This is a genomic window from Collinsella ihumii, from assembly GCF_900046475.1.
GTDB lineage: Bacteria > Actinomycetota > Coriobacteriia > Coriobacteriales > Coriobacteriaceae > Collinsella > Collinsella ihumii.
This window is the reverse complement of record NZ_FCOU01000012.1, coordinates 359,076-380,158: the sequence shown is the minus strand read 5'-3', so window position 1 is coordinate 380,158 and position 21,083 is coordinate 359,076. Positions and strand designations below refer to the sequence as shown.

At 65.1% G+C, this 21,083-nt stretch carries 16 protein-coding genes; 9 read left to right on the top strand and 7 right to left on the bottom strand.

Features of this window, described 5'->3' with window-relative positions; translation table 11 throughout:
• Positions 1-2 precede the first annotated feature (2 nt).
• The 4 genes from BN3789_RS10790 to BN3789_RS10775 all read left to right on the top strand — a co-directional run bounded on the left by BN3789_RS10790 (position 3) and on the right by BN3789_RS10775 (position 4,288).
• Positions 3-1,181, top strand: coding sequence for a cation diffusion facilitator family transporter (locus tag BN3789_RS10790; RefSeq protein WP_066834258.1), 1,179 nt, complete (start codon positions 3-5; stop codon positions 1,179-1,181).
• A 258-nt stretch (positions 1,182-1,439) separates the two neighbouring features.
• Positions 1,440-2,792: a circularly permuted type 2 ATP-grasp protein gene (locus tag BN3789_RS10785; protein ID WP_066834256.1), complete on the top strand. Its 1,353-nt coding sequence runs from the start codon at positions 1,440-1,442 to the stop codon at positions 2,790-2,792.
• Positions 2,774-3,472: an alpha-E domain-containing protein gene (locus tag BN3789_RS10780; RefSeq protein WP_066834254.1), complete on the top strand. Its 699-nt coding sequence runs from the start codon at positions 2,774-2,776 to the stop codon at positions 3,470-3,472. Before BN3789_RS10785 ends, BN3789_RS10780 begins: the two co-directional genes overlap by 19 nt.
• A 15-nt stretch (positions 3,473-3,487) precedes the next feature.
• Positions 3,488-4,288 (top strand): transglutaminase family protein, encoded by an 801-nt coding sequence (locus BN3789_RS10775; RefSeq protein ID WP_066834252.1) that lies wholly within the window; start codon positions 3,488-3,490, stop codon positions 4,286-4,288.
• Positions 4,289-4,404: 116 nt separating this feature from the next.
• Here the strand turns inward: BN3789_RS10775 and BN3789_RS10770 are convergent, their stop codons facing one another.
• Positions 4,405-5,319, bottom strand: a complete 915-nt coding sequence (locus tag BN3789_RS10770) for a ketopantoate reductase family protein (RefSeq protein WP_066834250.1) — start codon at positions 5,317-5,319, stop codon at positions 4,405-4,407.
• Between the two features lie 320 nt (positions 5,320-5,639).
• Positions 5,640-5,954 (bottom strand): hypothetical protein, encoded by a 315-nt coding sequence (locus BN3789_RS10765; RefSeq protein ID WP_066834248.1) that lies wholly within the window; start codon positions 5,952-5,954, stop codon positions 5,640-5,642.
• Here BN3789_RS10765 and BN3789_RS10760 point away from each other — a divergent pair.
• Positions 5,953-7,806: an alpha-amylase family protein gene (locus BN3789_RS10760; protein ID WP_066834246.1), complete on the top strand. Its 1,854-nt coding sequence runs from the start codon at positions 5,953-5,955 to the stop codon at positions 7,804-7,806. The two genes, BN3789_RS10765 and BN3789_RS10760, sit on opposite strands and share 2 nt — an antisense overlap.
• Positions 7,807-8,047: 241 nt before the next feature.
• Here BN3789_RS10760 and BN3789_RS10755 read toward each other — a convergent pair whose 3' ends face one another.
• A complete protein-coding gene (locus tag BN3789_RS10755) occupies positions 8,048-9,742 on the bottom strand; it encodes a peptide ABC transporter substrate-binding protein (protein WP_066834244.1) in 1,695 nt (564 codons plus the stop codon).
• Positions 9,743-10,807: 1,065 nt separating this feature from the next.
• Here BN3789_RS10755 and BN3789_RS10750 point away from each other — a divergent pair.
• The gene (locus tag BN3789_RS10750) at positions 10,808-12,094 is read left to right on the top strand and encodes an ATP-binding protein (RefSeq protein ID WP_066834242.1); all 1,287 of its coding nucleotides are present in this window, start codon (positions 10,808-10,810) and stop codon (positions 12,092-12,094) included.
• Positions 12,095-12,631: 537 nt separating this feature from the next.
• On the opposite strand, the gene BN3789_RS10745 is transcribed toward BN3789_RS10750, so the two are convergent.
• Positions 12,632-14,668 carry an elongation factor G gene (locus BN3789_RS10745; protein ID WP_066834240.1) on the bottom strand — a complete coding sequence of 679 codons (2,037 nt, stop codon included), beginning with the start codon at positions 14,666-14,668 and terminating at the stop codon, positions 12,632-12,634.
• Positions 14,669-14,792: 124 nt separating this feature from the next.
• On the opposite strand from BN3789_RS10745, the gene BN3789_RS10740 reads away from it, so the two are divergent.
• Together BN3789_RS10740 and BN3789_RS10735 are read left to right on the top strand one after the other, a co-directional pair.
• Positions 14,793-15,497: an alpha/beta hydrolase gene (locus tag BN3789_RS10740; protein WP_066834238.1), complete on the top strand. Its 705-nt coding sequence runs from the start codon at positions 14,793-14,795 to the stop codon at positions 15,495-15,497.
• 13 nt (positions 15,498-15,510) lie between these two features.
• Positions 15,511-16,392, top strand: coding sequence for a hypothetical protein (locus BN3789_RS10735; RefSeq protein WP_066834236.1), 882 nt, complete (start codon positions 15,511-15,513; stop codon positions 16,390-16,392).
• A 206-nt stretch (positions 16,393-16,598) separates the two neighbouring features.
• Here BN3789_RS10735 and BN3789_RS10730 read toward each other — a convergent pair whose 3' ends face one another.
• The 3 genes from BN3789_RS10730 to BN3789_RS12820 form a co-directional block, all read right to left on the bottom strand.
• Positions 16,599-17,009 (bottom strand): HI0074 family nucleotidyltransferase substrate-binding subunit, encoded by a 411-nt coding sequence (locus BN3789_RS10730; RefSeq protein ID WP_066834234.1) that lies wholly within the window; start codon positions 17,007-17,009, stop codon positions 16,599-16,601.
• A complete protein-coding gene (locus BN3789_RS10725; RefSeq protein ID WP_066834232.1) occupies positions 16,993-17,283 on the bottom strand; it encodes a nucleotidyltransferase family protein in 291 nt (96 codons plus the stop codon). Before BN3789_RS10725 ends, BN3789_RS10730 begins: the two co-directional genes overlap by 17 nt.
• Positions 17,284-17,659: 376 nt before the next feature.
• A complete protein-coding gene (locus BN3789_RS12820; RefSeq protein WP_066834230.1) occupies positions 17,660-18,310 on the bottom strand; it encodes a TetR/AcrR family transcriptional regulator in 651 nt (216 codons plus the stop codon).
• A 202-nt stretch (positions 18,311-18,512) separates the two neighbouring features.
• Here BN3789_RS12820 and BN3789_RS10715 point away from each other — a divergent pair, with 202 nt between their 5' ends.
• Complete coding sequence (locus tag BN3789_RS10715) at positions 18,513-21,080, top strand: YhgE/Pip domain-containing protein (protein WP_066834228.1); 2,568 nt, start codon at positions 18,513-18,515, stop codon at positions 21,078-21,080.
• Positions 21,081-21,083 lie beyond the last annotated feature (3 nt).

Here is a 21,083-nt window from a genome sequence, read left to right as displayed (position 1 = left end):
TCATGATCGATTGGCTGGTACGCCGCTTTGTGCGCGATTGCGACAACACGGGCGACGCCGCCGTGCGCACGAGCTACGGCCAGTTCGCGGGCATTGTCGGCATCGTGTGCAACGTGGCCCTGTGCGTGGCGAAAGGCGCCATCGGCATTGTCGCGGGCTCAGTCTCCATCGTCGCCGACGCCGTGAACAACCTGTCCGACGCGGCGAGCAACATCGTGAGCCTGCTGGGCTTCAAGCTCGCAAGCCGGCCCGCCGACCCCGAGCACCCCTATGGCCACGGCCGCTACGAGTACCTGGCAGGGCTCGTGGTCGCCGCGCTCGTGCTCGCCATCGGCATCAACCTGGTCGGCTCCTCCGTCGACAAGATCGTCCATCCCACGCCGGTCGAGTTCAACGGCGTGCTCGTGGTCATCCTGCTGCTCTCCATCGTCGTCAAGCTGTGGATGGCAGCTTTCAACCGCTCCATCGGGCGCCGCATCGACTCCGAGACGCTGCAAGCGACCGCCGTGGACTCGCGCAACGACGTCATCTCGACCGCGGCAGTCCTGCTCTCCTCCGTGGTGGCGCATTATGCGGACATCCAGCTCGACGGCATCGTGGGCGCCGCGGTGGGCGTCTTCATCATCTGGAGCGGCATCGGCCTTGTGCGCGACACGGTGAACCCGCTGCTGGGCGAAGCGCCCTCGCCTGAGCTCGTGGAGCACATCCGCGCCAAGATCATGAGCTACCCCGGCGTGCTCGGCACCCACGACCTCATGGTGCACGACTACGGCCCCGGCCGCCAGTTCGCGAGCGCGCACGTGGAGATGCCCGTGGAGGCGGACCCCATGGAGAGCCACGATCTGATCGACAACATCGAGCAGGACTTCAAGAACGACGACGGCCTCATCGTGACGCTGCACTACGACCCCATCGTGACCGACGACCCCGCCGTCACCGACATGCGCAACTGGATCGACCAGGCCGTCAAGATCATCGACCCGCGCATCACCATCCACGACCTGCGCACGGTCCCCGGGCCCACGCACACCAACGTGATCTTCGACTGCGTGCGCCCCGCCGACCTTGAGCTCTCCGAGGAGCAGCTGCGCCGCCGCGTGAAGCAGATCGTGAGCGACCACTACCCGCGCACCGTCGCCAAGATCACCATCGACGAGAGCTACGTGAGCTCGGAGCAGTAACGGGGCGACGGCACGCCGAAGGGGTGTCCCCGATTTGCATAAGTGCACGCGGAAGGTACGTCCCCGAATTTGCAGAAATGCACGCGGAAGGTACGTCCCCGAATTTGCACCCGCACCGGCCCGCAGTTTTCCGAATGGCAACAGAATCGCAACGCGTTGGACCACCTCAGCCGTGTTCTTCTTCCGGAAATAAACGACACCGATACTCGGAATCGAGCGGACGGACCGCTCGACAGGTTTGCTACGGAAGAGGACCCCATGGATGCACACGACCCCGCCGGCCGCACGGACGTCGCCCCCTACACCGGGCTCGTCCCCCACACGCCCAAGATCAACCAGCAGCTCGCGCGCTACGGCGTGAAGTTCGGCATCTATAAAGACGGGACCTTCAACGAGCGGCTCTTCCCCTTCGACGCGATCCCGCGCATCATCGACGCGCGCACCTGGGCCACGCTCGAGCGCGGCCTCGCCCAGCGCGTGGACGCCCTGAACGCGTACCTGCGCGACATCTACGGCGCAAAGGAGATCGTGCGCGAGGGCGTGGTGCCCGAGGACTTCGCGTTCGCGAGCTCGGGATACCTCCCCCAATGCGAGGGCGTGACGCCCCCGTGCGGCATCTACAGCCACATCTCGGGCATCGATCTGGTGGAGGGAACCGACGGCAGCTGGTACGTGCTCGAGGACAACCTGCGCATCCCGTCGGGCGCCTCCTACCCGCTCATCGCCCGCAGCCTGTGCCGCCGCTGCGACGACACCACGTTCCGGCGCGTGCCCGTGGTGGACAACCGCGATTACGGGCGCAGGCTGAAGGAGGTCATGGACCACGTGAACCGCGGCGGCATCAACGTGGTGCTGACCCCGGGACGCTACAACGCCGCGTACTTCGAGCACGCCTACCTGGCCGAGCAGGCCGATGCGCTGCTGGCGACCCCCGACGAGCTGTTCTGCGAGGACGGCAGGCTGTACTACCGCGACGCCGCGGCGATGCGCCGGGTGGGTGCCGTGTACCGCCGTCTGTCCGACGAGTTCCTGGACCCGCTGTGCTTCCGCCCCGACAGCCTCATCGGCGTCCCCAACCTCATGGCGGCCTACCGCGCAGGGTCCGTGGCGATCGTCAACGCCCCGGGCAACGGCGCGGCCGACGACAAGGGCCTGTACTACTTCGTCCCCAAGATGGTCGAGTATTACCTGGGCGAGCGGCCCATCCTGCAAAACGCTCCCACCTACCTGCCGTTCTATCCCGACGACATGGCCTACGTGCTGGACCATGCGGACTCGCTCGTCATCAAGGACGTCGCCGAGGCGGGAGGCTACGGGGTCGTCTTCGGATCCACCCTGGATGCCGACGGGCTCGAGGCGATGAAGCGCGCCATCCGCTCAGAGCCGCGCCGCTTCATCGCGCAGGAGGTGGTCGACTTCACCTGCCTGCCCACCTACATCGGCGGCGAGGTCGTGCCCCGCAAGGCGGACCTGCGCGCCTTCGTGCTGAGCGGCCCCACCACCACCGTCTGGGCCAGCGGCCTCACGCGCTACGCGCGGCAGGAGGGCTCGGTCATCGTCAACTCAAGCCAAGGAGGAGGCTTCAAGGACACATGGGTACTCTCTCGCTGAACCGCATAGACCACCTGCTGTGGCTGGGGCGCTACCTGGAACGCGCCTTCACCACGCAGCGATTCATCCTGACCGCCTACGACCGCGTCGCGGACCGGGCGCTCGACGATATCGACGGGGACTGGAAAGGGCAGCTCGTCGATCTGGGATTCAACTGCGAGACCGAGACGCCGCTGGAGTTCTTCCAGCGGTGCCTGTTCAACCGCGACAACCCCTCGTCGGTGGCGCGCTCCATGGACGCCGCCTACGACAACGCCATCGCCTGCCGCGACGCGCTGGGAACCGAGAGCCTCGGCTACATCCAGATGGCGGTCAACGCGCTGGAGGCCTCGAGCGCGTCGGACAGCCCCCTGCTCGACCTGCAGCTGGTCCAGGACAACATCATGGCCTTCAAGGGGTGCATCGACGACTTCGTGGTGGACGACGCGGCGCGCTGCCTGGTGAAATGCGGCATGACCGTAGAGCGCATCGACCTGTGCGCGCGCCTGCGCTACCGGCTGGACGGCATTCCGCACGAGGTCGACCGCCTGGCCAGCAGGCTGGACCGCACCGGGGCCTCCTACAGCCGCCAGGCGGTCAAGGAGCTGGCGGCGCAGACCTTCGACCCGGCGTTTCCCCAGAATGTCGATGACAAGGGCCTCGAGCGCATGATCGCGTGCGCGAACGGCATCTTCGCATAGGACGGGGTGAGGCGTATGCGCATCCTCAGCTATTCGTTCGAGACCGCCCTCCATCTGAGCGAGCCCGTGCGCGAGCACGACTTCCTGCTGCGGTGCCGCCCGAAAAGCGCGGGCGGCCAGACGGTCTTGAGCACCCAGACCGTGGTGACACCCGACACGCGGCTGCTCGAGCTTACCGACGGGTTCGGAAACGCCGTGCTCGCCGGGAGGATCGCGGCGGAGCACGACGAGTTCTCGTTTCTGTCCGCCGGCCGGGTACTGGTCGACCGCGCCGACCAGCCCTGCGAGCACGCGCACCCCATGTACCGGCGGCCGTCCGCCCTCGCCGCCTGCGACGAGGGCATCGCGGCCTTCGCGCGCGACGCGGCCGGGCGGGACTCAGCGGATGTGGCGGGCGACCTGTGGGGCTGCGTGCGGCGCATCTCGGGCGCGCTGCATGCTGCCATGTCCTACGAACCGGGGTCGACGTTCACCACCACCAGCGCCTCCGAGGCGTTCGCCCAGCGTCGAGGGGTCTGCCAGGACTACGCGCACATCCTAATCGCTGCGCTGCGGTCGCTGGGCGCGGCGGCCCGCTACGTCAACGGCCTCATCGTGGGCGACGGGGCCACGCACGCCTGGGTGGAGGTGCACGACGGGTCCCGCTGGCGCGGCATCGACCCCACCAACGACCGCGACGTCGACGACGACTATATCGAGCTCGCGCACGGGCGCGACTTCTCCGACTGCCCCATCGAGGCCGGCGTGTTCCGCGGGGGCGCCGACCAGCGCCAGGAGCTCTTCATCTCGGTGCGCGACCAGAGCATGCGGGTGTGAGCCGGCAGGGGGTTCGTTGGGGACGGGTTCATTTCAACCCATGGCGGCGCGCGGAGCGCCGCCATGGGTTGAAATGAACCCGTCCCCAACGAACCCCCTCCTGCAGCCGACCGAGTCTACCAGGCGGCCTCGATGGCGCGAATCTGGGCGTACAGCCACCGGTTCTGCGGCACGAGCACGCCGTGGCGCTCGGCTAGGCGGATGATCGTGCCCGAGAACTCCTCGACCTCCGTCGGCTTCCTGTTGATGCGGTCCTGCGCCATGGAGGGCATGCCTTCCGGATCGAGGGTCCGGAGCAGTTCGACCATCTGGGTCAGGTCGTCCTCCGTCACCGCGACGCCCTCGGCACGCGCCACGACGCGCGCCTCGCGCATGGCGGCGACCAGGCTGCGGTACTGCTCGCCGTCCTCATCGCACACCGAGCCATAGGTCCCGCCGTACACCATGCAGGTCTGGTTCACGCCCACGTTGAGCATGAGCTTCGTCCAGATCCGGTGGCGGATGTCCTCCTCGACCGCGTGCACGATGCCCGCGCGGTCCAAGAACCCGTCGATGTCCTCGACCACGCCCGGCTCGGTGCCCGGGGCGGCGCCGAAGCGGATCTCGCCCGGATGCGAGAACGTGAGCTCTCCCCCGATGAACACGGCGTCCATCCCCTGCGTGATGGAGATCACGGTCCGCTGCCAGCCGTAGCGCTCCGCCACGCGCTCCTCGCTCATCACGCCGTTGAGCAGCGACATGATCTTGGTGTCGGGGCCCACCAGCAGCTCCATGGTGTCGAGGGCGCCCACGAGCCCCGGCCCCTTGACGGCCAGGATGACCAGGTCGACCGGCACCGCCGCGCTCGCCGGGATCGTCCGGATCGGGCAGGGCGACCCGTTGACCATGACGGCATCGGCGCCCTTGCGCGCAAAGCGCTCGTCATCCATCACGAACTCGACGGCGTCGCAGCCGAGATGCTCGGCGATGACCGTGCCGTGCAGAAGCCCGACCGCTCCCCTGCCGACGATTGCGACCTTCTCGATAGCCATGCGAAACCCCTTTCCGCCTCGCCGCATCCCGTCCCGCCGTCCTGCCGGATACGGTTCGCCCATATGTGAAACCGATTACACATAATGTTCCCTCATGCCTGCTGGATGCCGTTGAAAATATACATCCTTGCAGCTCATCGGGCTAATTTGCATCGGTCCGGCATGCGGGTGACGCGCGAGAGCATACAATTGTCCCGTTCATTTTCCCATGCTTCGCCGCGAAAGGAACACGTCACATGGCAGAGACTCCTCAACCTGCCGCATCGCAGGAAACCGTCGTAACCGACACCCCCGCAGCCCCGAAGGCCAAGCCCTGTCCCTTATACACATCTAGATGAGTATAAGAGACAGCTCCCCTCCGACCCCATCCTAACCGACGACCCCGCGTCCGGCTCCGCGAGCGCCGCGGGCAAGGAGCCGTCGGCCGCGAAGAAGGCGACGTCCAAGGCGGCCGGCACGAAGACCGCCGCGACCAGGAAGACGGCGGCACGGGCCGGCTCCGCGACATCGACGGCCAAGAAGCCGACCGCCGCGGCCCCCAAGGCCAAGGCCGCACCCAAGCCGAAGGCCGCCGCGAAGAAGGCCGCGCCCAAGACCGCGTCCCCCGCAGCCGCAAAGCCTGCAAGCGCCCGCATGACCAAGGCCCAGAAGGAGGCCGCGGACAAAATCTTCGCCGAGCGCCTCGCCCGCCATCACGACGAGCTGCGCTGGCTCTACATGGAGCTCTACGACAACGGCGACATGTTCGCCGAGCTCTGCGACCAGATGAAGCGCTTCTTCGACGAGCGCAGCGCCAAGCTCAAGGAGCTCGACGCCCAGCGCGAGACCGCCGGCGCCTGGTATCGCGCGAGCGACATGCTCGGCATGCAGATGTACATCGACAACTTCGCCGGCACCATCAAGGGCGTCGAGGAGAAGCTCGACTACGTCCAGCAGTGCAACGTCAACTACCTCCACCTGATGCCGTTCCTCGACACGCCGGCGGACAAGAGCCGCTCCGACGGAGGATACGCGGTCTCCGACTTCCGCCGCGTGAAGCCCGAGCTCGGCACCATGGACGACCTCGCCCACCTCGCCGACGAATGCCATGCGCGCGGCATCAGCCTGTGCATGGACTTCGTCATGAACCACACCTCCGAGGACCACGAGTGGGCCCGCCGCGCCCGCGCCGGCGAGGGCGAGTACATGAGCCGCTACTTCTTCGTGAAGGACCAGGGCATCATCGACCGCTACACCCGCGACGTCCCGCAGGTCTTCCCCACCACCGCGCCCGGCCACTTCACCTACCTGCCCGAGCTCGACCAGTGCGTCATGACGCAGTTCTACCCCTACCAGTGGGACCTCAACTACCGCAACCCGCGCGTGTTCAACGAGATGATGTACAACTTCCTGTTCCTGGCGAACCAGGGCATGGACATCATCCGCATCGACGCGGTGCCCTACATTTGGAAGCAGCTCGGCACCAACTGCCGCAACCTCAAGCAGGTCCACACCATCGTGCGCATGATGCGCATGATCGGCGAGATCGTCTGCCCGGGCATCGTGCTTTTGGGAGAGGTCGTCATGGCGCCGGTCGAGGTCGTGCCATATTTCGGCACGGTCGAGAAGCCCGAATGCCACATGCTCTACAACGTCACCACCATGGCGACGACCTGGAACACCGTGGCCTGCCGCGACACGCGCCTGCTGCGCTCCCAGCTCGACGCCGTCTTCGGGTTGCCGCGCGAGTACACGTTCCTGAACTACCTGCGCTGCCATGACGATATCGGCTGGGGCCTCGACTACGGCACACTGTCCGCATGGGGCATGGCCGAGGTGCCGCACAAGCAGTTCCTGAACGACTACTTCTGCGGCGTCGCGCCCGGCAGCGTCTCGCGCGGCGAGCTGTACAACGCCGACCCCGTGACGGGCGACGCGCGCTTCTGCGGCACCACCGCGTCCATGTGCGGCATCGAGGCGGCGGGCTTCGAGGGCGACGAGGCGGCCATGGACGTGGCCATCCGCAAGGACATCATGCTGCACGCCTACATGTTCACCCAGTCCGGCCTGCCCATCATCTACAGCGGTGACGAGATCGGCCAGGTGAACGACTACTCCTACAAAGAGGATCCCGAGAAGGCCGCCGACTCCCGCTACATCCACCGCGGCGCGTTCGACTGGGAGCTGACGGAAAACATCGAGAAGCCCGGCACGATCCAGCAGCGCATCTTCAGCGCGCTCGCGCAGCTCGAGGACATCCGCCGCACCGAGGCGATCTTCGGCGCCGAGGCAGAGGTCTGCACCAAGGACTACAGCGACACCTCGATCCTGTGGATCGTGCGCCGCGCCGGCGGGCGCGAGCTGCACGCGGTCTTCAACTTCAGCGACGACGCGAAGACGGTCTGGATGCCGGAGACGGCGACCTACACCGACCTGATGAGCGGCACGACCGCCGAGGTCGCCACCGTCGACATGCCGAGCTGGAGCTTCATCTGGATGCTCAAGTAGGCTGACCGCCGAGCAAATCGGGACGGGTGCCATGGGCCTGCCGCCTCCCTGGCAAACGGCAGGCCCATGGCACCCGTCCCCCGTTTTTCCGATACCCGCCATCGGGGAGGAGCCCGACCGCTCGATACAGCGATGCCCCTGGCCGTTGGAGAAAGGTGGCCAGGGGCAGGTTCATGACGCCGTCCGCAACGATACAAGGAGGATGGCGGGATCGCGGGACGGCACGAGAAAGGCGAATCGCTTACGCCAGCTCGGCAGTCCTGAAGTCGGGATGCTGCTGCGCGTCGTAGTAGAACGACTGGACGCGCTCGGAGCCCACGTAGTTATGCGCGTAGTACATGATCGGCACGAGCGGCATGTCCTCGCCGATCATATGGCAGACCTTGCGATAGGCGGCCTTGCGCTCGTCCTCGTCCTCGATCTGGCGCGCGGCATCGATCGCCGCGTCGACCTCGGGGTTGTTGTAGTGCGGGTAGTTGTCGGCCGCGGTGCTGTAGAAGTTGGGGTACAGGAAGTTGTCCATGGTCGGATAGTCCGCCGTCCAACCGCTGCGCGCCATCTGGAACGAGCCCTCGCTCATCTTGGTGAGGTGCACCGCCCACTCGGCCGTGTCCTGGGTGACCGTGATGCCCACGGCCTCGAGGTCCGCCTGGATGGAGCTCATGATGTCCTCGTGGCCGCGCCCGCTGTCGTAGCTCAGCGTGAGCGTGAGCCCGCGGCTGCCGTCGTCGGCCGCCGGGTAGCCGGCCGCGTCGAGCAGCTGGGCGGCCTGCTCGGGATCGTAGGTGCAGTACTGCCAGATGTTCTCGTCGTCGGAGTCGATGGCGCGCGGGAAGATGGTGTCGGCCACCTCGCGCGTCCCCTCGAACAGCGTGTCGACGATGTTCTGGCGGTTGATCGCGAGCGACACGGCGCGGCGCAGGTCCACGTTGGAAAGCAGATCGTCCTGCGTGTTGAGGGCGATGAAGTACGTGGAGACCTGGCTGCCCACGAGCACCTGCTTGCCCGGCTCGACCGTGTAGCCGTCATCCGATTGACCGTAAGCGTCGATCGTCTGCTGAATGCGGCCGGACGGAATCTGGGCGAAATCGAGCGAGCCGGCTTCGAACTCGTTGAACGCCGTGTCGGGCTGGCTGTGGATGGCGAAGTACACGCCGTCGAGCTTGGGCGCATCGCCGTAGTAGCCCTCGAAGCGGGAGCAGGAGATGTACTGGTTGTGCTGCCAGGGCTCGTCGAGCATGAACGGGCCGTTGCCAATCGGCTGCTCGAGGAAGGTCGCCGGGTCGTCGATAGCGGCCTGCGGCACGGGCGAGAGGCCCGGGTGGCAGCAGACGGCCAGGAAGTCGGCCATGGGTGCGGTGAGCGTCACCTCGAAGGTGAGGTCGTCGGGGCAGGCAAGGCCGCTCATCTCGGTCGCGTTGCCGTCGACCATGCCCTGATAGCCCGCGACCGGCTGCAGGTGGTAACCGATATCGGACGGCGTGGACATCGTGGGGTCGGCCAGGCGCTCCCACGCGCGCTTGAACGAGGCGGCGTCGACGGGATCGCCGTTGTGGAAGGTCATGCCCTCGCGCAGCTTGAACGTGTAGGTGAGCTTGTCATCCGAAAGCGACGGAAGCTCGGCTGCGGCCAGGGGCACCGCGGTGTTGGTGTCCCAGTCCCAGGAGACGAGCGTGTCGAAGCACGCGAGCACGACCATGGTGCCCTGGACTTCCTTTGCGTTGTACGGATCGATGAACGCAGGCTCGCTCGTGTAGATGCTCATGACGTTGTCGCCCGACGAGGCGCTGCCCGTATCGCCGGTCGGCGCAGACCCGCTCGTGGACCCGGTGCCGCCGCTGCATCCGGCAAGCGCGGTCAGGGCGCTCACCGCAAGGGCACTGCCGATAAACTGCCTGCGGCCCATCATGGGCATACGATTCGATTCGCTTGCCATCTTCCGTACCTCCTAGATATCTCATCCTCCGTGGATAATGGTATAAACCAGCACTCTGGTTAAGTAAAGCGTCGAACCGTCCGTTAACGGTTTGGAAAAGTGCTGGAAATGTTTTAGTTGAATGGAGTGGGTGGTGGGGCGCCTGCGAAAGCTCCGCGTCTTTCAGCTGGGTGCACTCGCCTCGGGAAACGATCGTTGATTCAGTCCGCATCGGTCGCCGGCATGAGATCCGTCGAGCATCTGCCGTGGTGTCCGACCCAAAAACCATGTATACGAGTTTGGTGCGATTTTTGAGTGCCTTCTGCCCACATGCGCCGTACCTCTCGACAAAAGCCCAGTTGAATCCTGCGGTTTTGTCGAGGGGTACGGCGCATAGGGTGAAAAGGCACTCAAAAATCGCACCAAACTCAACCTGTGTCCTTGATGGGTTTTACTTTGAGCTGATTTTTATGCACGCGAGTGCTCGCTACCTGTGGGTTTATCAGCGCTTTATACATGCCAAAAACCGGGCGGGCTGGCGCGCCCGGCAGACCCGCCGCCAGTCCGCGCCGTCTTGCGGGCATTGCCTCCCCGGTCAGGGCTTCGAGCTGCTCGGCGAGCGCAGCTCACTTCGTGCGCAGCGACAGGCGCGGGGAGACGATGCGCCGGCTCGGATCGGCCGTCCCCCTGTCGGCGAGGGTCGAACGCGTCGTTGACAAGACGCCTGCTGGCGAAATCGACTTCATCGCCAACGGGGCAAACGGCATGGTGCACTACTAGGTCGCGGAAACGGTCGCCAATCCCGCCGCGCTCGAGCGCGAGCTGCCCCCCTGAAGTCCGTTCGAGACAATCATCCGAAGTATCTCATCACCCTGGATGACGTCAGGCCCATCTCGCACGACGGCATCCAGCAGGTCTACGCGCTTGGCTGGCTCCTTGAGCAGGACGGTCGCTCTTAAAAAGGCCGCGGGCCGTACTCAACGCGAACTGTTCCGTCCGCACAGCAATACGCTCTCTTTTGTCGAATGTACTCGACAAAAAGTATATGATTCTGTCGAGTATATTCGACAGATTGGATGACGCCGTATGAACCACGCAGCACTTAAGCGAATCATCTTCGATCAGCATGAAATCATCCGCAACGCACACATCGTTCCACGTAGATACGAACTCGACCCCGAGGCAAACTATGTCATCACCGGTTTGCGCCGTGCAGGAAAGTCGACGCTCCTGTATAGCGTGGTGCAGGACCTCGTCGCTCATGGCGTGGCTTGGGAGCGCATCATCTATATCAACTTCGAAGATGAGCGGCTTGCAGATTTTTCAGCGAGAGACTTTCAGGATATCCTGCTCGTGCAAAACGAGCTGAGCGACGAGCGCGGCTACTTCTTCTTCGACGAGATCCAAAACATCGCGCATTGGGAGAAGTTTGCCCGCAGGCTCGCCGACGCCGGTGAGCGCGTCTACATCACAGGCAGCAACGCCACGATGCTCAGCAGGCAGATTTCCTCGACGCTGGGAGGTCGCTTCTTTCCATTGCACGTAACCCCCTACCGCTTTGATGAGTATCTTGATGCAAGGCAGCAGGCGCGCACTGAAACCGCCCTTTTCACGACGCGCGAAATCGGACGCATCGCGCGCCATTTCGACACGTTCTATCAACTTGGCGGGTTCCCCGAATCGCTGCGCTACGTCTCTCCTCGCGAATATGTTGAAAACGTGTACCAGAAGGTGCTTCTCGGAGATATCGCAGCTCGCTACAGCGTGCGCAATGTCGACGCGCTCCGTGTGCTCATGAAGAAAATCGCCGAGGTGGTCCGCACCGAGGTTTCGTTCTCGACGCTCCACAACACCTTGAAAAATATCGGATTCTCGATCTCGAAAGATACGTTGATAGCGTACCTCGAATATGCACAAGAGGCGTATCTCCTGTTCAGAATCACTAATGCCACGGCGAAATTCGTTGAGCGCGAGGGAAGCCCCAAGTACTACTTCTCGGATAACGGGCTGCTCAACCTGTTTATCGTCGACCGTGAGACAGCCCTTCTGGAAAACGAGATAGCCGTTGCCCTCTATGATCGCTTTGGGGCCGACCTCCACTATGCAAAGTCTTCAAAAACCGGCATCGACGTGGACTTCTATCTGCCTGAGGCACGGCTGGCGGTCCAGGTTGCCTACTCAATCGCAGGGGAAGCGCGCGGCCGTGAAATCGGCAATCTCGTCCGGCTGGCCAAAGCAGACACCGCTATCGAGCGGCTGGTTATCGTCACCAAAGAGGAAGAAGAGACCATCGAGCAGGACGAGGTCTTGATTGAGGTCATCCCTGCTTGGAGGTTCCTTCTTACCGAATGCGTCGGAACCGCGTCGCGCTGATTCGTTCGCCATCCTGCCATCCGGGACGGATGCGCGCTGCGCTGAAACCCGATGTTCGCGTTGGGAGGGCGACAGCCCACCGTAGAGCTCGCGTTGCAAAGGCTTCCGGACAGCACGGTGCCAAATAGCAGATATCACTCCGGCTTTACACAAAATCGCAGACAGGCCGCCCACTCATGCCGGCGGCCCGGTGCAAAGCCGCTGCCTCAATATGCCGACCCCTTTCTGGGGCGGGTCCAAAAACCATGTATACGAGTTTGGTGCGATTTTTGAGTGCCTTCTGCCCACATGCGCCGTACCTCTCGACAAAAGCCCAGTTGAATCCTGCGGTTTTGTCGAGGGGTACGGCGCATAGGGTGAAAAGGCACTCAAAAATCGCACCAAACTCAACCTGTGTCCTTGATGGGTTTTACTTCGGCCTGATTTTTATGCACGAGAATGCTCGCTACCTGCAGGTTTATCAGCGCTTTATACATGCCAAAATCCGGGCAGGCTGGCGCGCCCGGCAGACCCGCTGACAACCCGCGCAATCCCCCGCTACCCGCGCGAGAAGAACGCCGCATCCGCCTCGCGCCAGGGGCGCAGGCGCGCGGGATCCACCTCGACATGCGCGTGCTCGGCCACATCGAACCACTTGACCGTGTATCCCGCGCCGTGGCTGCAAAACACCGAGTCGGGCGTGTTGGGCAGATCGGCCTCCGGATCGTAGGCAGCCTCCTCGTTCACGCGCTCGGCATCATGGCACGCCCGGTACCCTGCGTATTCGAGCGCCAAGCGCCCCATGCCGCCCGTGTAGCCGCTTACCTCGAGCGCGTACTCGCGCATCTCGGACGCGGGCACCGTGCCGACAAGCTGCGCGGTGTCGCCCGCGATCTCCGGTGCATCGAACTCGGCGCCCATGCGCTGCACATCGGCGAGCGCGCGGCCCACCTTGTCGGCAGGTACCGTCAGGCGGAACCGATACCACGGCTCCAGCAGCATGCAGGCGCCCTGCTCCCGCGCGCACATCAGCGCGTGCCGGATGGCGCGATACGTCGCCTGCCGGAAGTCGCCGCCCTCGGTATGCTTGGCGTGCGCACGGCCGGCGAGCAGCGTGATGCGCACGTCGGCGATCGGCGAGCCGGTGAGCACCCCCAGATGCTCGCGTTCCAGCACGTGCGTGAGGATGAGGCGCTGCCAGTTGCGGTCGAGGTCGTCTTCCGAGCACCTCGTGCCCACCTCGATGCCCGCGCCGCGCGGCAGCGGCTCGATCAGCAGGTGCGCCTCGGCATAATGGCGCAGCGGCTCGTAATGGCCGATGCCCTCGACCGGCGCGGTCACGGTCTCTTTATATAAGATGCCTCCCGGGCCGAACTCGACATCCAGCCCGAAGCGCTCGGAGAGCGTCTGCTGGATGACCTCGCGCTGGACCGCGCCCATCAGCTGCACGTGCGCTTCCTGCAGGTGCTCTTGCCACGACACGCCCAGCAGCGGATCCTCGTCGGCGAGCTCGCGCAGGGCGCGCACGACGATGTGCACGTCGTTGGATCCGGGAAGCACCTGATAGGACAGGACCGGTGCGAGCTGCGGCGCCATGCCCGCGGGCTCGGCGCCCAGTGCGCTGCCGGGCACCACATGCGTGAGCCCCGTGACCGCGCAGATCTGGCCGGCGGGGACCTCAGTGACCGTCTGGAACGTTTCGGCCTGGTAGATGCGGACCTGGTCGATCTTCTCCTCCCACGCCTCGCCGCGCTCGGTGCCCGATACGAACATCTTGGCGCGCAGCGTCCCGCCGGTCACCTTGAGCCATGCGAGCCGCTCGCCGCGGGGAGAGCGGCTCACCTTGTACACGCGCGCGGCGAACTCGTCGGGCCAGGTCCGCTCGTCGACCAGCGCATCGAGACAACACAGTAGCTCCTCGACGCCTTCGCCCTTGAGCGCGGAACCGAACAGCACGGGAAACACGCGCCGTTCCGACACCAGGCGGCGCACCGTCGTGCGCGCCAGGGTTTCGGTCTCGAGGTATTCGTCGAGCGCCGCCTCGTCGGTCGCCGCGGCATCTTCCAGAGCGCCCGGGTCCGTCGCGCAGCCCTCCGGCACGCGCACCCCCGCCGCGCAGGCAAGCGCGACCCCGTCCAGACACGAAGCCGAAAGCCGTGCGCGCACCTGATGCATGAGCGCCTCGGTATCGGCCGTGGCCAGGTCGATCTTGTTCACGAAGAGGACCGTGGGCACGCCGTAGCGCTCCAGCAGATCCCACATGGTCTCGGTATGGCCCTGCACGCCGTCGTTCGCCCCGATGACGAGGATCGCGTAGTCGAGCGCCTGCAGCGTGCGCTCCGCCTCGGCGGAGAAATCGACGTGGCCCGGCGCGTCGAGCAGCATGTAGTGCGTACCGTCGTGGTCGAAGTGCGCCTGCTTGGAGAAGATCGTGATGCCGCGCTCGCGCTCCATGGCGTCGGTGTCCAGATGGGCGTCGCCGTGGTCGACGCGCCCGCGCGTGCGGATGGCGCCAGCGGCGAACAGCATCGCCTCGGCAAGGGTCGTCTTGCCCGCATCGACATGGGCCAAAAGCCCCACCACCGCCTGCTTCATGCACGCCTCCTCCAACCGATTGCTGCGCTCACCATTGTCGCACACGAAGCGCAGGGGCTGGTGCTTTTTGGGCCGGGAACGAAACGACCGGGTGCCTCGTATACTGGATGAGGAGGTGTGCATCATGGACTGCATCGATCTTGAGACATGCGAGGTGTTCCAAGGGGCCGAAGGACCGACCGCTCCCCTCATCTGCGTCATCGACCTGCCGGAGCATCCCTTCGGCATCGCCGAGGCAGCGCAAGGCAGACGCGCCTCGGTCGCGCGCATTCCGATTGCGGCATGGGGCGACAACCTCACCCCGTGGCCGGCACCGGGCCTGCGCGATGGCAACGCCCCGTTCGGGGGGCACGGCGACCGCACGCTCCGCGAGCTGCTCGATTCCGTCGTCCCCGCCCTCGAGCGGCGCCACGGCATCCGGCCCCGCGCGCTCGCCATCTGCGGCTACTCCCTCGGCGGGCTGTTCGCCTTCCACACGTTTTGCCGCGACGCGCGCCTTATCGCCTGCGCGAGCCTCTCCGGCTCGCTGTGGTATGAAGGGCTGGTTGAGGACCTCGAGCGGCATCCCTTCAACGGCGCGGGCCGCTACGCGTACTTCTCGCTCGGCAAGAAGGAGCCGCGCTCGGGCGCCCCGATCATGCGACGCGTACAGGCCCGCATGGAGCGCTGCGCGGAACTCTGCCGCGCATATGGATGCGACGTCGACATCGCCATGGGGCCCGGCAACCATATGCAACATCACCAGGAGCGCCTCGAGGCGGGCATATCCGCCCTCGACTCCTTCCTCGGCAGACAAGACGACGGGCATGATACGATGTACCTCGACTGAGAGGAGACCGGCCATGAAGACGCATCCGTGCCTCACCCTGTTCGCCACGGCATCGCTTGCGGCAAGCCTTGCTTTCAACGCGGGCTGCTCGTCCCCGTCGTCGTCTCCGGCTGCGGGAAACACGCAGACCGACCGGGGAAGCGGTGAAGCGGCCGCATCGTTTACCAGCACCGCGCTGGTCGCCCTCCTCGACGACGGCAGTATACTGCTCATCGACCAAGACACCGAGTCGCCCTACTACCCCGGCCTCGATACCGCGCGCATCGTCGACGCGGACGCCAGTGAGATCTCTGCGGATGCGCTCGCCAGCGGCAACGTCGTGCGCGTCACCGGCAACGGAATCATGCTGGAGAGCTATCCGGCACAATACCCCGGCATCACCGCCATCGCGATCATCGACGAGGGCGCACCCGAAAACCTCGAGCCGTATGCGGATATGATCTCCGAGCTGAACGTGGAGCGCGACCCCGCCGAGCCGGCGCAGGCGACCGTCGAGTACCGGACCGAGCAGGCCCTCGTCTCGCTCATGCCGCAAACCAACGGCTACACCTGGAGCTACGAGGAGAACGGCGAGGGTGTGACCGTGACGGCGGACGTTGCCGACCCGGTTCAGGTCAAGGCGGACGACCTTATCGACGCGCAGGTTGACGGTCCGACCGACGCCACCGTGTCATTCGACGTGCCCGCCTCCGACCTCCACGTCACCCGCTGGAGCGAAGCTGACATCTCGGGTGCTGCGGACCCCAACTCGATCAACTTTCCCGGAGAGGACGCGCAGGTCACTGCGTCTGATGGGGCATACGCGTTCACGATCGAACCCGGATACCGGTACTTCTTTGAGGCGACCTTCGATGCGGGCACGGTAGGCTACCTGTTCACCGTGCGCGAGGGATAGCAGGGTGCCTGCTCCCCGGCGGACGAAGTGTTGAACACCCTCCAAGCGGGCCCAGAACTTGCAGTGAGAGCCTCCTTTGAGCTCTTCTCTGCCAGTTCTGGGCCCGTTATCTGGGTACATCTTCTGGGCATGCTCTCGGTGGCGTTGATAAAAATCTGCGCCTGCCAATGATCCGGCACCGTCAGCGCAACTGCGAAGACGCTCCCTCAGGCCAGCTCGTCGAGCTCGCCGGATGCATAGCGCTCGAGCACGAATGCCTCAAGCCGCTGGAAGACGGGGATGTAGTCATCAACGATGCGCTCCACGAGCGCTGAGGCGCGCACTGCATCGTAGATGCGTGTCATGTCGTTTCGGTTGCGTAGCATGGAGAGCCATGCCTCTTCATCCATGCCGTCGAAATACCGAAACGCACGCTTGATGATCTCCCGGGGAGAGCCCGACGCCGAGACCTGATCCCCTTCGTATGTCAACAGTGCACCGAGCAGCTTCCAGCCGAACTCGAACTGAAGGGAAAACTTGCCGATGATGCCGCTTTGCACAAACTCATTGGTCCGGTCCTGGAGAGGAGCCTGCTCGAGCACCCTGAGCGCCGAGCGGTAGTTATCGAGCTTTTTCATACAGCACCCTTCCGTCCCGCTCGATCTCTGCGCGCAGAGCAGGCGAAACCGTCTCATCGAGATTGACGACGTCCACCATGAGCAACGACCAGAGGTCGTTTTGCACGGCATCCTCGAACGCTTCTGGATGGGGACAGCCCTCGACGGCGATATCGATGTCGCTTTTGGGCAGATTGGTCCCTCGCGCACGGGATCCAAACAAGATGACCCGCTGCGCGCCCTCCCTCTCGGCAATCTGCGCGATCTGTCGATACACCCGATCGATATCTGCCATGGAACTCCCTTTCCATCGCGAACGTGAATACATCTTACCGTGCCACGCGCGGGGCACTCGACGCAAAAGCGGACGATCGACGCGCTCGATTGACGATGAACATGCAGGCTATAGAGCCTTTGCCATGCTTTCCGCTGTTGATGGCGAGCTGTATTGCGAAAGCTGCTTTACTCCCCAACCTGTCACGACTTTTAGCAGTGGTTGCCCTCGTCAGCCGATGGTTATCGGGTAGCATCCAATCCGGGTACTTGGAAGGAACCTATTGGATAGCACGATAAAAGCAAATGCTATGAGCAGTAGTAATGCAATTAAAAGACAACGTTTCATAAGCTTTCACCTTACCACCTTATAAACCAATAACCATCTAATGAGCAGCTCAGTGCTGCCCGTCCGCGCCGATGCCGTGGAAGACGACGTCGAGCACGCCGTGGACGAAGGCCTCGGGATCGTCGTTTTCGTCGACGACCTCGCCCGCGTACTCCGTGATCGCAAAGGCGCCGATGATGGCGACCGCCACCAGGTGGCTGTTGGCGCCCGGGCGCACTATCCCCTCCCCCTTGGCGCGCTCCAGCTGGGCCTCCAGCACGGCGATGATGCGGTCGAGATGCTCCTTGATGTGCGGCAGGACCTCGTGCTCCACGTCCCAGATGCCATGGGCGAGCGCCAGCGTGAGCGCGCTGCCCGGGCGGACCGCGCGCGCCACCGCCTCGACCAGGCCCAAAATCGACGCGCTCGCCGACGGGGCGTGCGCCACCGCGGCCTCGACGTCGGCGACAAGGCCGTCCATCGAGCGGTCGAAGATCGCCTGCACGAGCGCGCCCTTGTCGGCGAAGTAGTAGTACAGCGACCCCTTGGACATGCCGCAGCGCTCCGACACCTCACCGATCTGAAAGCCGGTGCCCCCGTGCTCGAGCATGAGCTCGGTCGCCGCCGCCATGATGCGCTCGCGCGTCGCCGCGCTCTTGCGCGTCCGCGCCTGGGCGCCGGCCGCTTCCGCAGCGTCGCGCTTCTCGACTTGTTTCTTCATACCTGCACCCTCTGCCGAAACCCTCATCGGGAAAAACGCGGAACCGTCCGAGACGGACGCGGTGGTCTCCCTTGCTCACTCGAAATTCTATCATCTCTTAAGTTTTTTGAACTTTTCTCAAAATTATTGGAATCATGGTAAGAAAACGGGTATCTGCAGTGTGCTGTCGAGGGCATCGCCCAGACGATGCCGAGGAGAACCCATGAGAACCGTCTTTCGCATCTTCGCGCGCGACCTCAAACGCATCGTGCGCAACCCCGCCGCCGTCGTCATTGCCCTCGGCGTGTGCATCATCCCGTCGCTGTACGCATGGATCAACATCCTGGCCAACTGGGACCCCTACGAGAACACGAGCACCGTGCCCGTAGCGGTCGTGATCGAGGACGCGGGCGCGGACATCCCCGACCGCGGACCCACGAACGCGGGCGAGATGGTGCGCGAGCGCTTGGAGGAAAACGACCAGCTCGGATGGACGTTCGTGGACACCGAAAAGGAGGCGACGGACAAGGTGCGGGCAGGAGACGCCTACGCCGCCTTCATCATCCCGCGCGACTTCACGTCCACGCTTGCAGGCGTGCTCGACGGGAGCGCGCAGCCGGCGCATATCGCCTACTACGTCAACGAGAAGGAAAACGCCATCGCGCCCAAGGTCACCGACACCGGGGCGACCACCCTCGAGGACCAGATCTCCAACGAGTTCGTCCGCGTGGTGGGCGAGGTCGCCTCCGAAAAGCTCAAGGGGGCGGCAGCCGGCGCGCTCGCCGATATCGACCGGGGTACGACGGGCGCCGCAAGCGCGCTGCGCGACACCGCGAGCTCCCTCGACGGCCTCTCCCGCGACATCGACGGGCTCGACGCCACGCTGTCCTCTTCGCGCGACGCGATCGCCGACGCGCGCGCCTCGCTCGCCTCGATCGCCGGCACCTCCGACGCGCTCGCCGGCACCCTCGACTCCTCGCTGGGCACGCTGGGCGACGCGCGGAGCGGCATGCGGGAGATGGCGTCGACGCTCTCGGACGCCCTCGGTACCGGAACGGGCACCATCGCACGCATCTCCTCGACCTCCGCCTACGACCTGAGCGCGCTCGCCGGCGACGTCGCGTGGGCACAGAGCACCGTCGATGCCGCCATCGCGCGGATCCGTGCGCTCGACGGAACGGTCCAGACCTTCAAGACCTCGCTCGAGACCGTCCGCTCCACCATCGTGACCCTCACCCCGCAAGACGGCGAGCAGACGACCATCCAGACCGATATCGTCAAGGAGCTCGACGTCCAGATCCAGGCGCTCGTGGAGCTCTCCGACGCGCAGAATGCCCAGCTCGACCGCCTGCAGCAGATCTCCGACGACATCAAGCGGGCCGCAGGGGACGTGCGCGACCTGTCGGGCTCGGTCGCGGGCGCCGTGCAGGACGGCACCGAGCGCATCGCCGACCTGCAGGCCCAGCTTTCTGGCGGCGCCCTGCCCGAGCTCACCTCGTCGCTCGACGCGTTCGCCAGCGCCGGCGGCCGTCTGTCCGGCGCGCTCGCATCCGTCCGCCCGCTCACCGAGCAAGCGTCCTCCCTGCTCGGCCAGCTCGACACGCTGCTCGACCAGACCGCCTCGACTGCGCGCGACACGTCCAGCACCATCCGCGACACGTCCGCGCGGGTGCGCGGCCTCGCCGACGACCTCGATGCGCTCGGCAGCGCGCAGGCGGCCAGCGAGCTCTCCCGTCTCGTCGACCTCGACCCCGCGCGCATCGGCTCCTTCATGGGGTCGCCCGCGGCCATGGTCGACAAGGCGGTCTTCCCGGTCGAGAACTACGGCTCGGGCGTGGCGCCGTTCTACACGAACCTCGCCCTGTGGGTCGGCGGCTTTGTGCTGGTCGCCATCTACAAGCTCGAAGTCGACGCGGAGGGCATCGGGACCGTGCTCCCCTACCAGGCGTTCTTCGGACGCTGGCTGCTTCTGGCCGCACTCGGGCAGATCCAGGCGATCATCTGCTGCACCGGCGACGTGCTCCTCGGGATCCAGTGCGTCTCGCCCGTCGCGTACGTGTTCGCCGGCATGGTCGCGTCGCTCGTCTACGTGCTCATCGTCTACGCGCTCGCCGTCTCGTTCAAGCATATCGGCAAGGCGCTCGGCGTCCTGCTCGTCGTGCTGCAGATTCCGGGGGCGGCGGGCACCTACCCCATCGAGATGATGCCCGGGTTCTTCCGGGCGCTGCACCCCTGGCTGCCGTTCACCTACGGCATCGACGCCATGCGCGAGGCGGTCGCCGGCTTCTACGGCATGTACTACGTCCAGAACCTCGCCGTCCTCATGCTGTTCTGCGCACCCGCGCTCATCGTCGGCATCGGCGCCCGTCGCCGGCTGCTGCGCATCAACACCCTGTTCGACCGGCGCCTGGCGCAAACCGACCTCATGATCGCCGAGCGCACCGACGCCACCGAGGCGGTCCGCGCGCCCGAGAATCTCGGCGGCGCGGGCGCCCTGCTCGCCGATTCCGCCCGCGCCCGCGGATTCGAACGGGCCTACCCGCGCCTCGTGCACCGCGGCCTCATCGCCCTCGGATGGGTTCCCGCCGTGCTGCTGCTCGCGCTTTTCGTGCTGCCCGCGAAGCTCCCGCTGCTCATCTGCTGGATCGTCTCGCTTGCCTGCTCGTGCGCCTACCTCATCGTCATCGAATACCTGCACAGCCTGGCGGCACCGGTTGCGGCGGTGCACGCAGCGGCGCATGGGCGCGCCGGCACGGGCAGCCATTTCCCCTCCGACTCGGAAAGGTCGTGAAGC

What these genes read in the sequence shown, in the direction of transcription:
- BN3789_RS10790 (WP_066834258.1), top strand. Translation starts at nt 3, where the DNA reads ATGATCGATTGGCTGGTACGCCGCTTTGTGCGCGATTGCGACAACACG.
- BN3789_RS10785 (WP_066834256.1), top strand. Translation starts at nt 1,440, where the DNA reads ATGGATGCACACGACCCCGCCGGCCGCACGGACGTCGCCCCCTACACC.
- BN3789_RS10780 (WP_066834254.1), top strand. Translation starts at nt 2,774, where the DNA reads ATGGGTACTCTCTCGCTGAACCGCATAGACCACCTGCTGTGGCTGGGG.
- BN3789_RS10775 (WP_066834252.1), top strand. Translation starts at nt 3,488, where the DNA reads ATGCGCATCCTCAGCTATTCGTTCGAGACCGCCCTCCATCTGAGCGAG.
- BN3789_RS10770 (WP_066834250.1), bottom strand. Translation starts at nt 5,319, where the DNA reads ATGGCTATCGAGAAGGTCGCAATCGTCGGCAGGGGAGCGGTCGGGCTT.
- BN3789_RS10760 (WP_066834246.1), top strand. Translation starts at nt 5,953, where the DNA reads ATGACCAAGGCCCAGAAGGAGGCCGCGGACAAAATCTTCGCCGAGCGC.
- BN3789_RS10765 (WP_066834248.1), bottom strand. Translation starts at nt 5,954, where the DNA reads ATGCGGGCGCTTGCAGGCTTTGCGGCTGCGGGGGACGCGGTCTTGGGC.
- BN3789_RS10755 (WP_066834244.1), bottom strand. Translation starts at nt 9,742, where the DNA reads ATGGCAAGCGAATCGAATCGTATGCCCATGATGGGCCGCAGGCAGTTT.
- BN3789_RS10750 (WP_066834242.1), top strand. Translation starts at nt 10,808, where the DNA reads ATGAACCACGCAGCACTTAAGCGAATCATCTTCGATCAGCATGAAATC.
- BN3789_RS10745 (WP_066834240.1), bottom strand. Translation starts at nt 14,668, where the DNA reads ATGAAGCAGGCGGTGGTGGGGCTTTTGGCCCATGTCGATGCGGGCAAG.
- BN3789_RS10740 (WP_066834238.1), top strand. Translation starts at nt 14,793, where the DNA reads ATGGACTGCATCGATCTTGAGACATGCGAGGTGTTCCAAGGGGCCGAA.
- BN3789_RS10735 (WP_066834236.1), top strand. Translation starts at nt 15,511, where the DNA reads ATGAAGACGCATCCGTGCCTCACCCTGTTCGCCACGGCATCGCTTGCG.
- BN3789_RS10730 (WP_066834234.1), bottom strand. Translation starts at nt 17,009, where the DNA reads ATGAAAAAGCTCGATAACTACCGCTCGGCGCTCAGGGTGCTCGAGCAG.
- BN3789_RS10725 (WP_066834232.1), bottom strand. Translation starts at nt 17,283, where the DNA reads ATGGCAGATATCGATCGGGTGTATCGACAGATCGCGCAGATTGCCGAG.
- BN3789_RS12820 (WP_066834230.1), bottom strand. Translation starts at nt 18,310, where the DNA reads ATGAAGAAACAAGTCGAGAAGCGCGACGCTGCGGAAGCGGCCGGCGCC.
- BN3789_RS10715 (WP_066834228.1), top strand. Translation starts at nt 18,513, where the DNA reads ATGAGAACCGTCTTTCGCATCTTCGCGCGCGACCTCAAACGCATCGTG.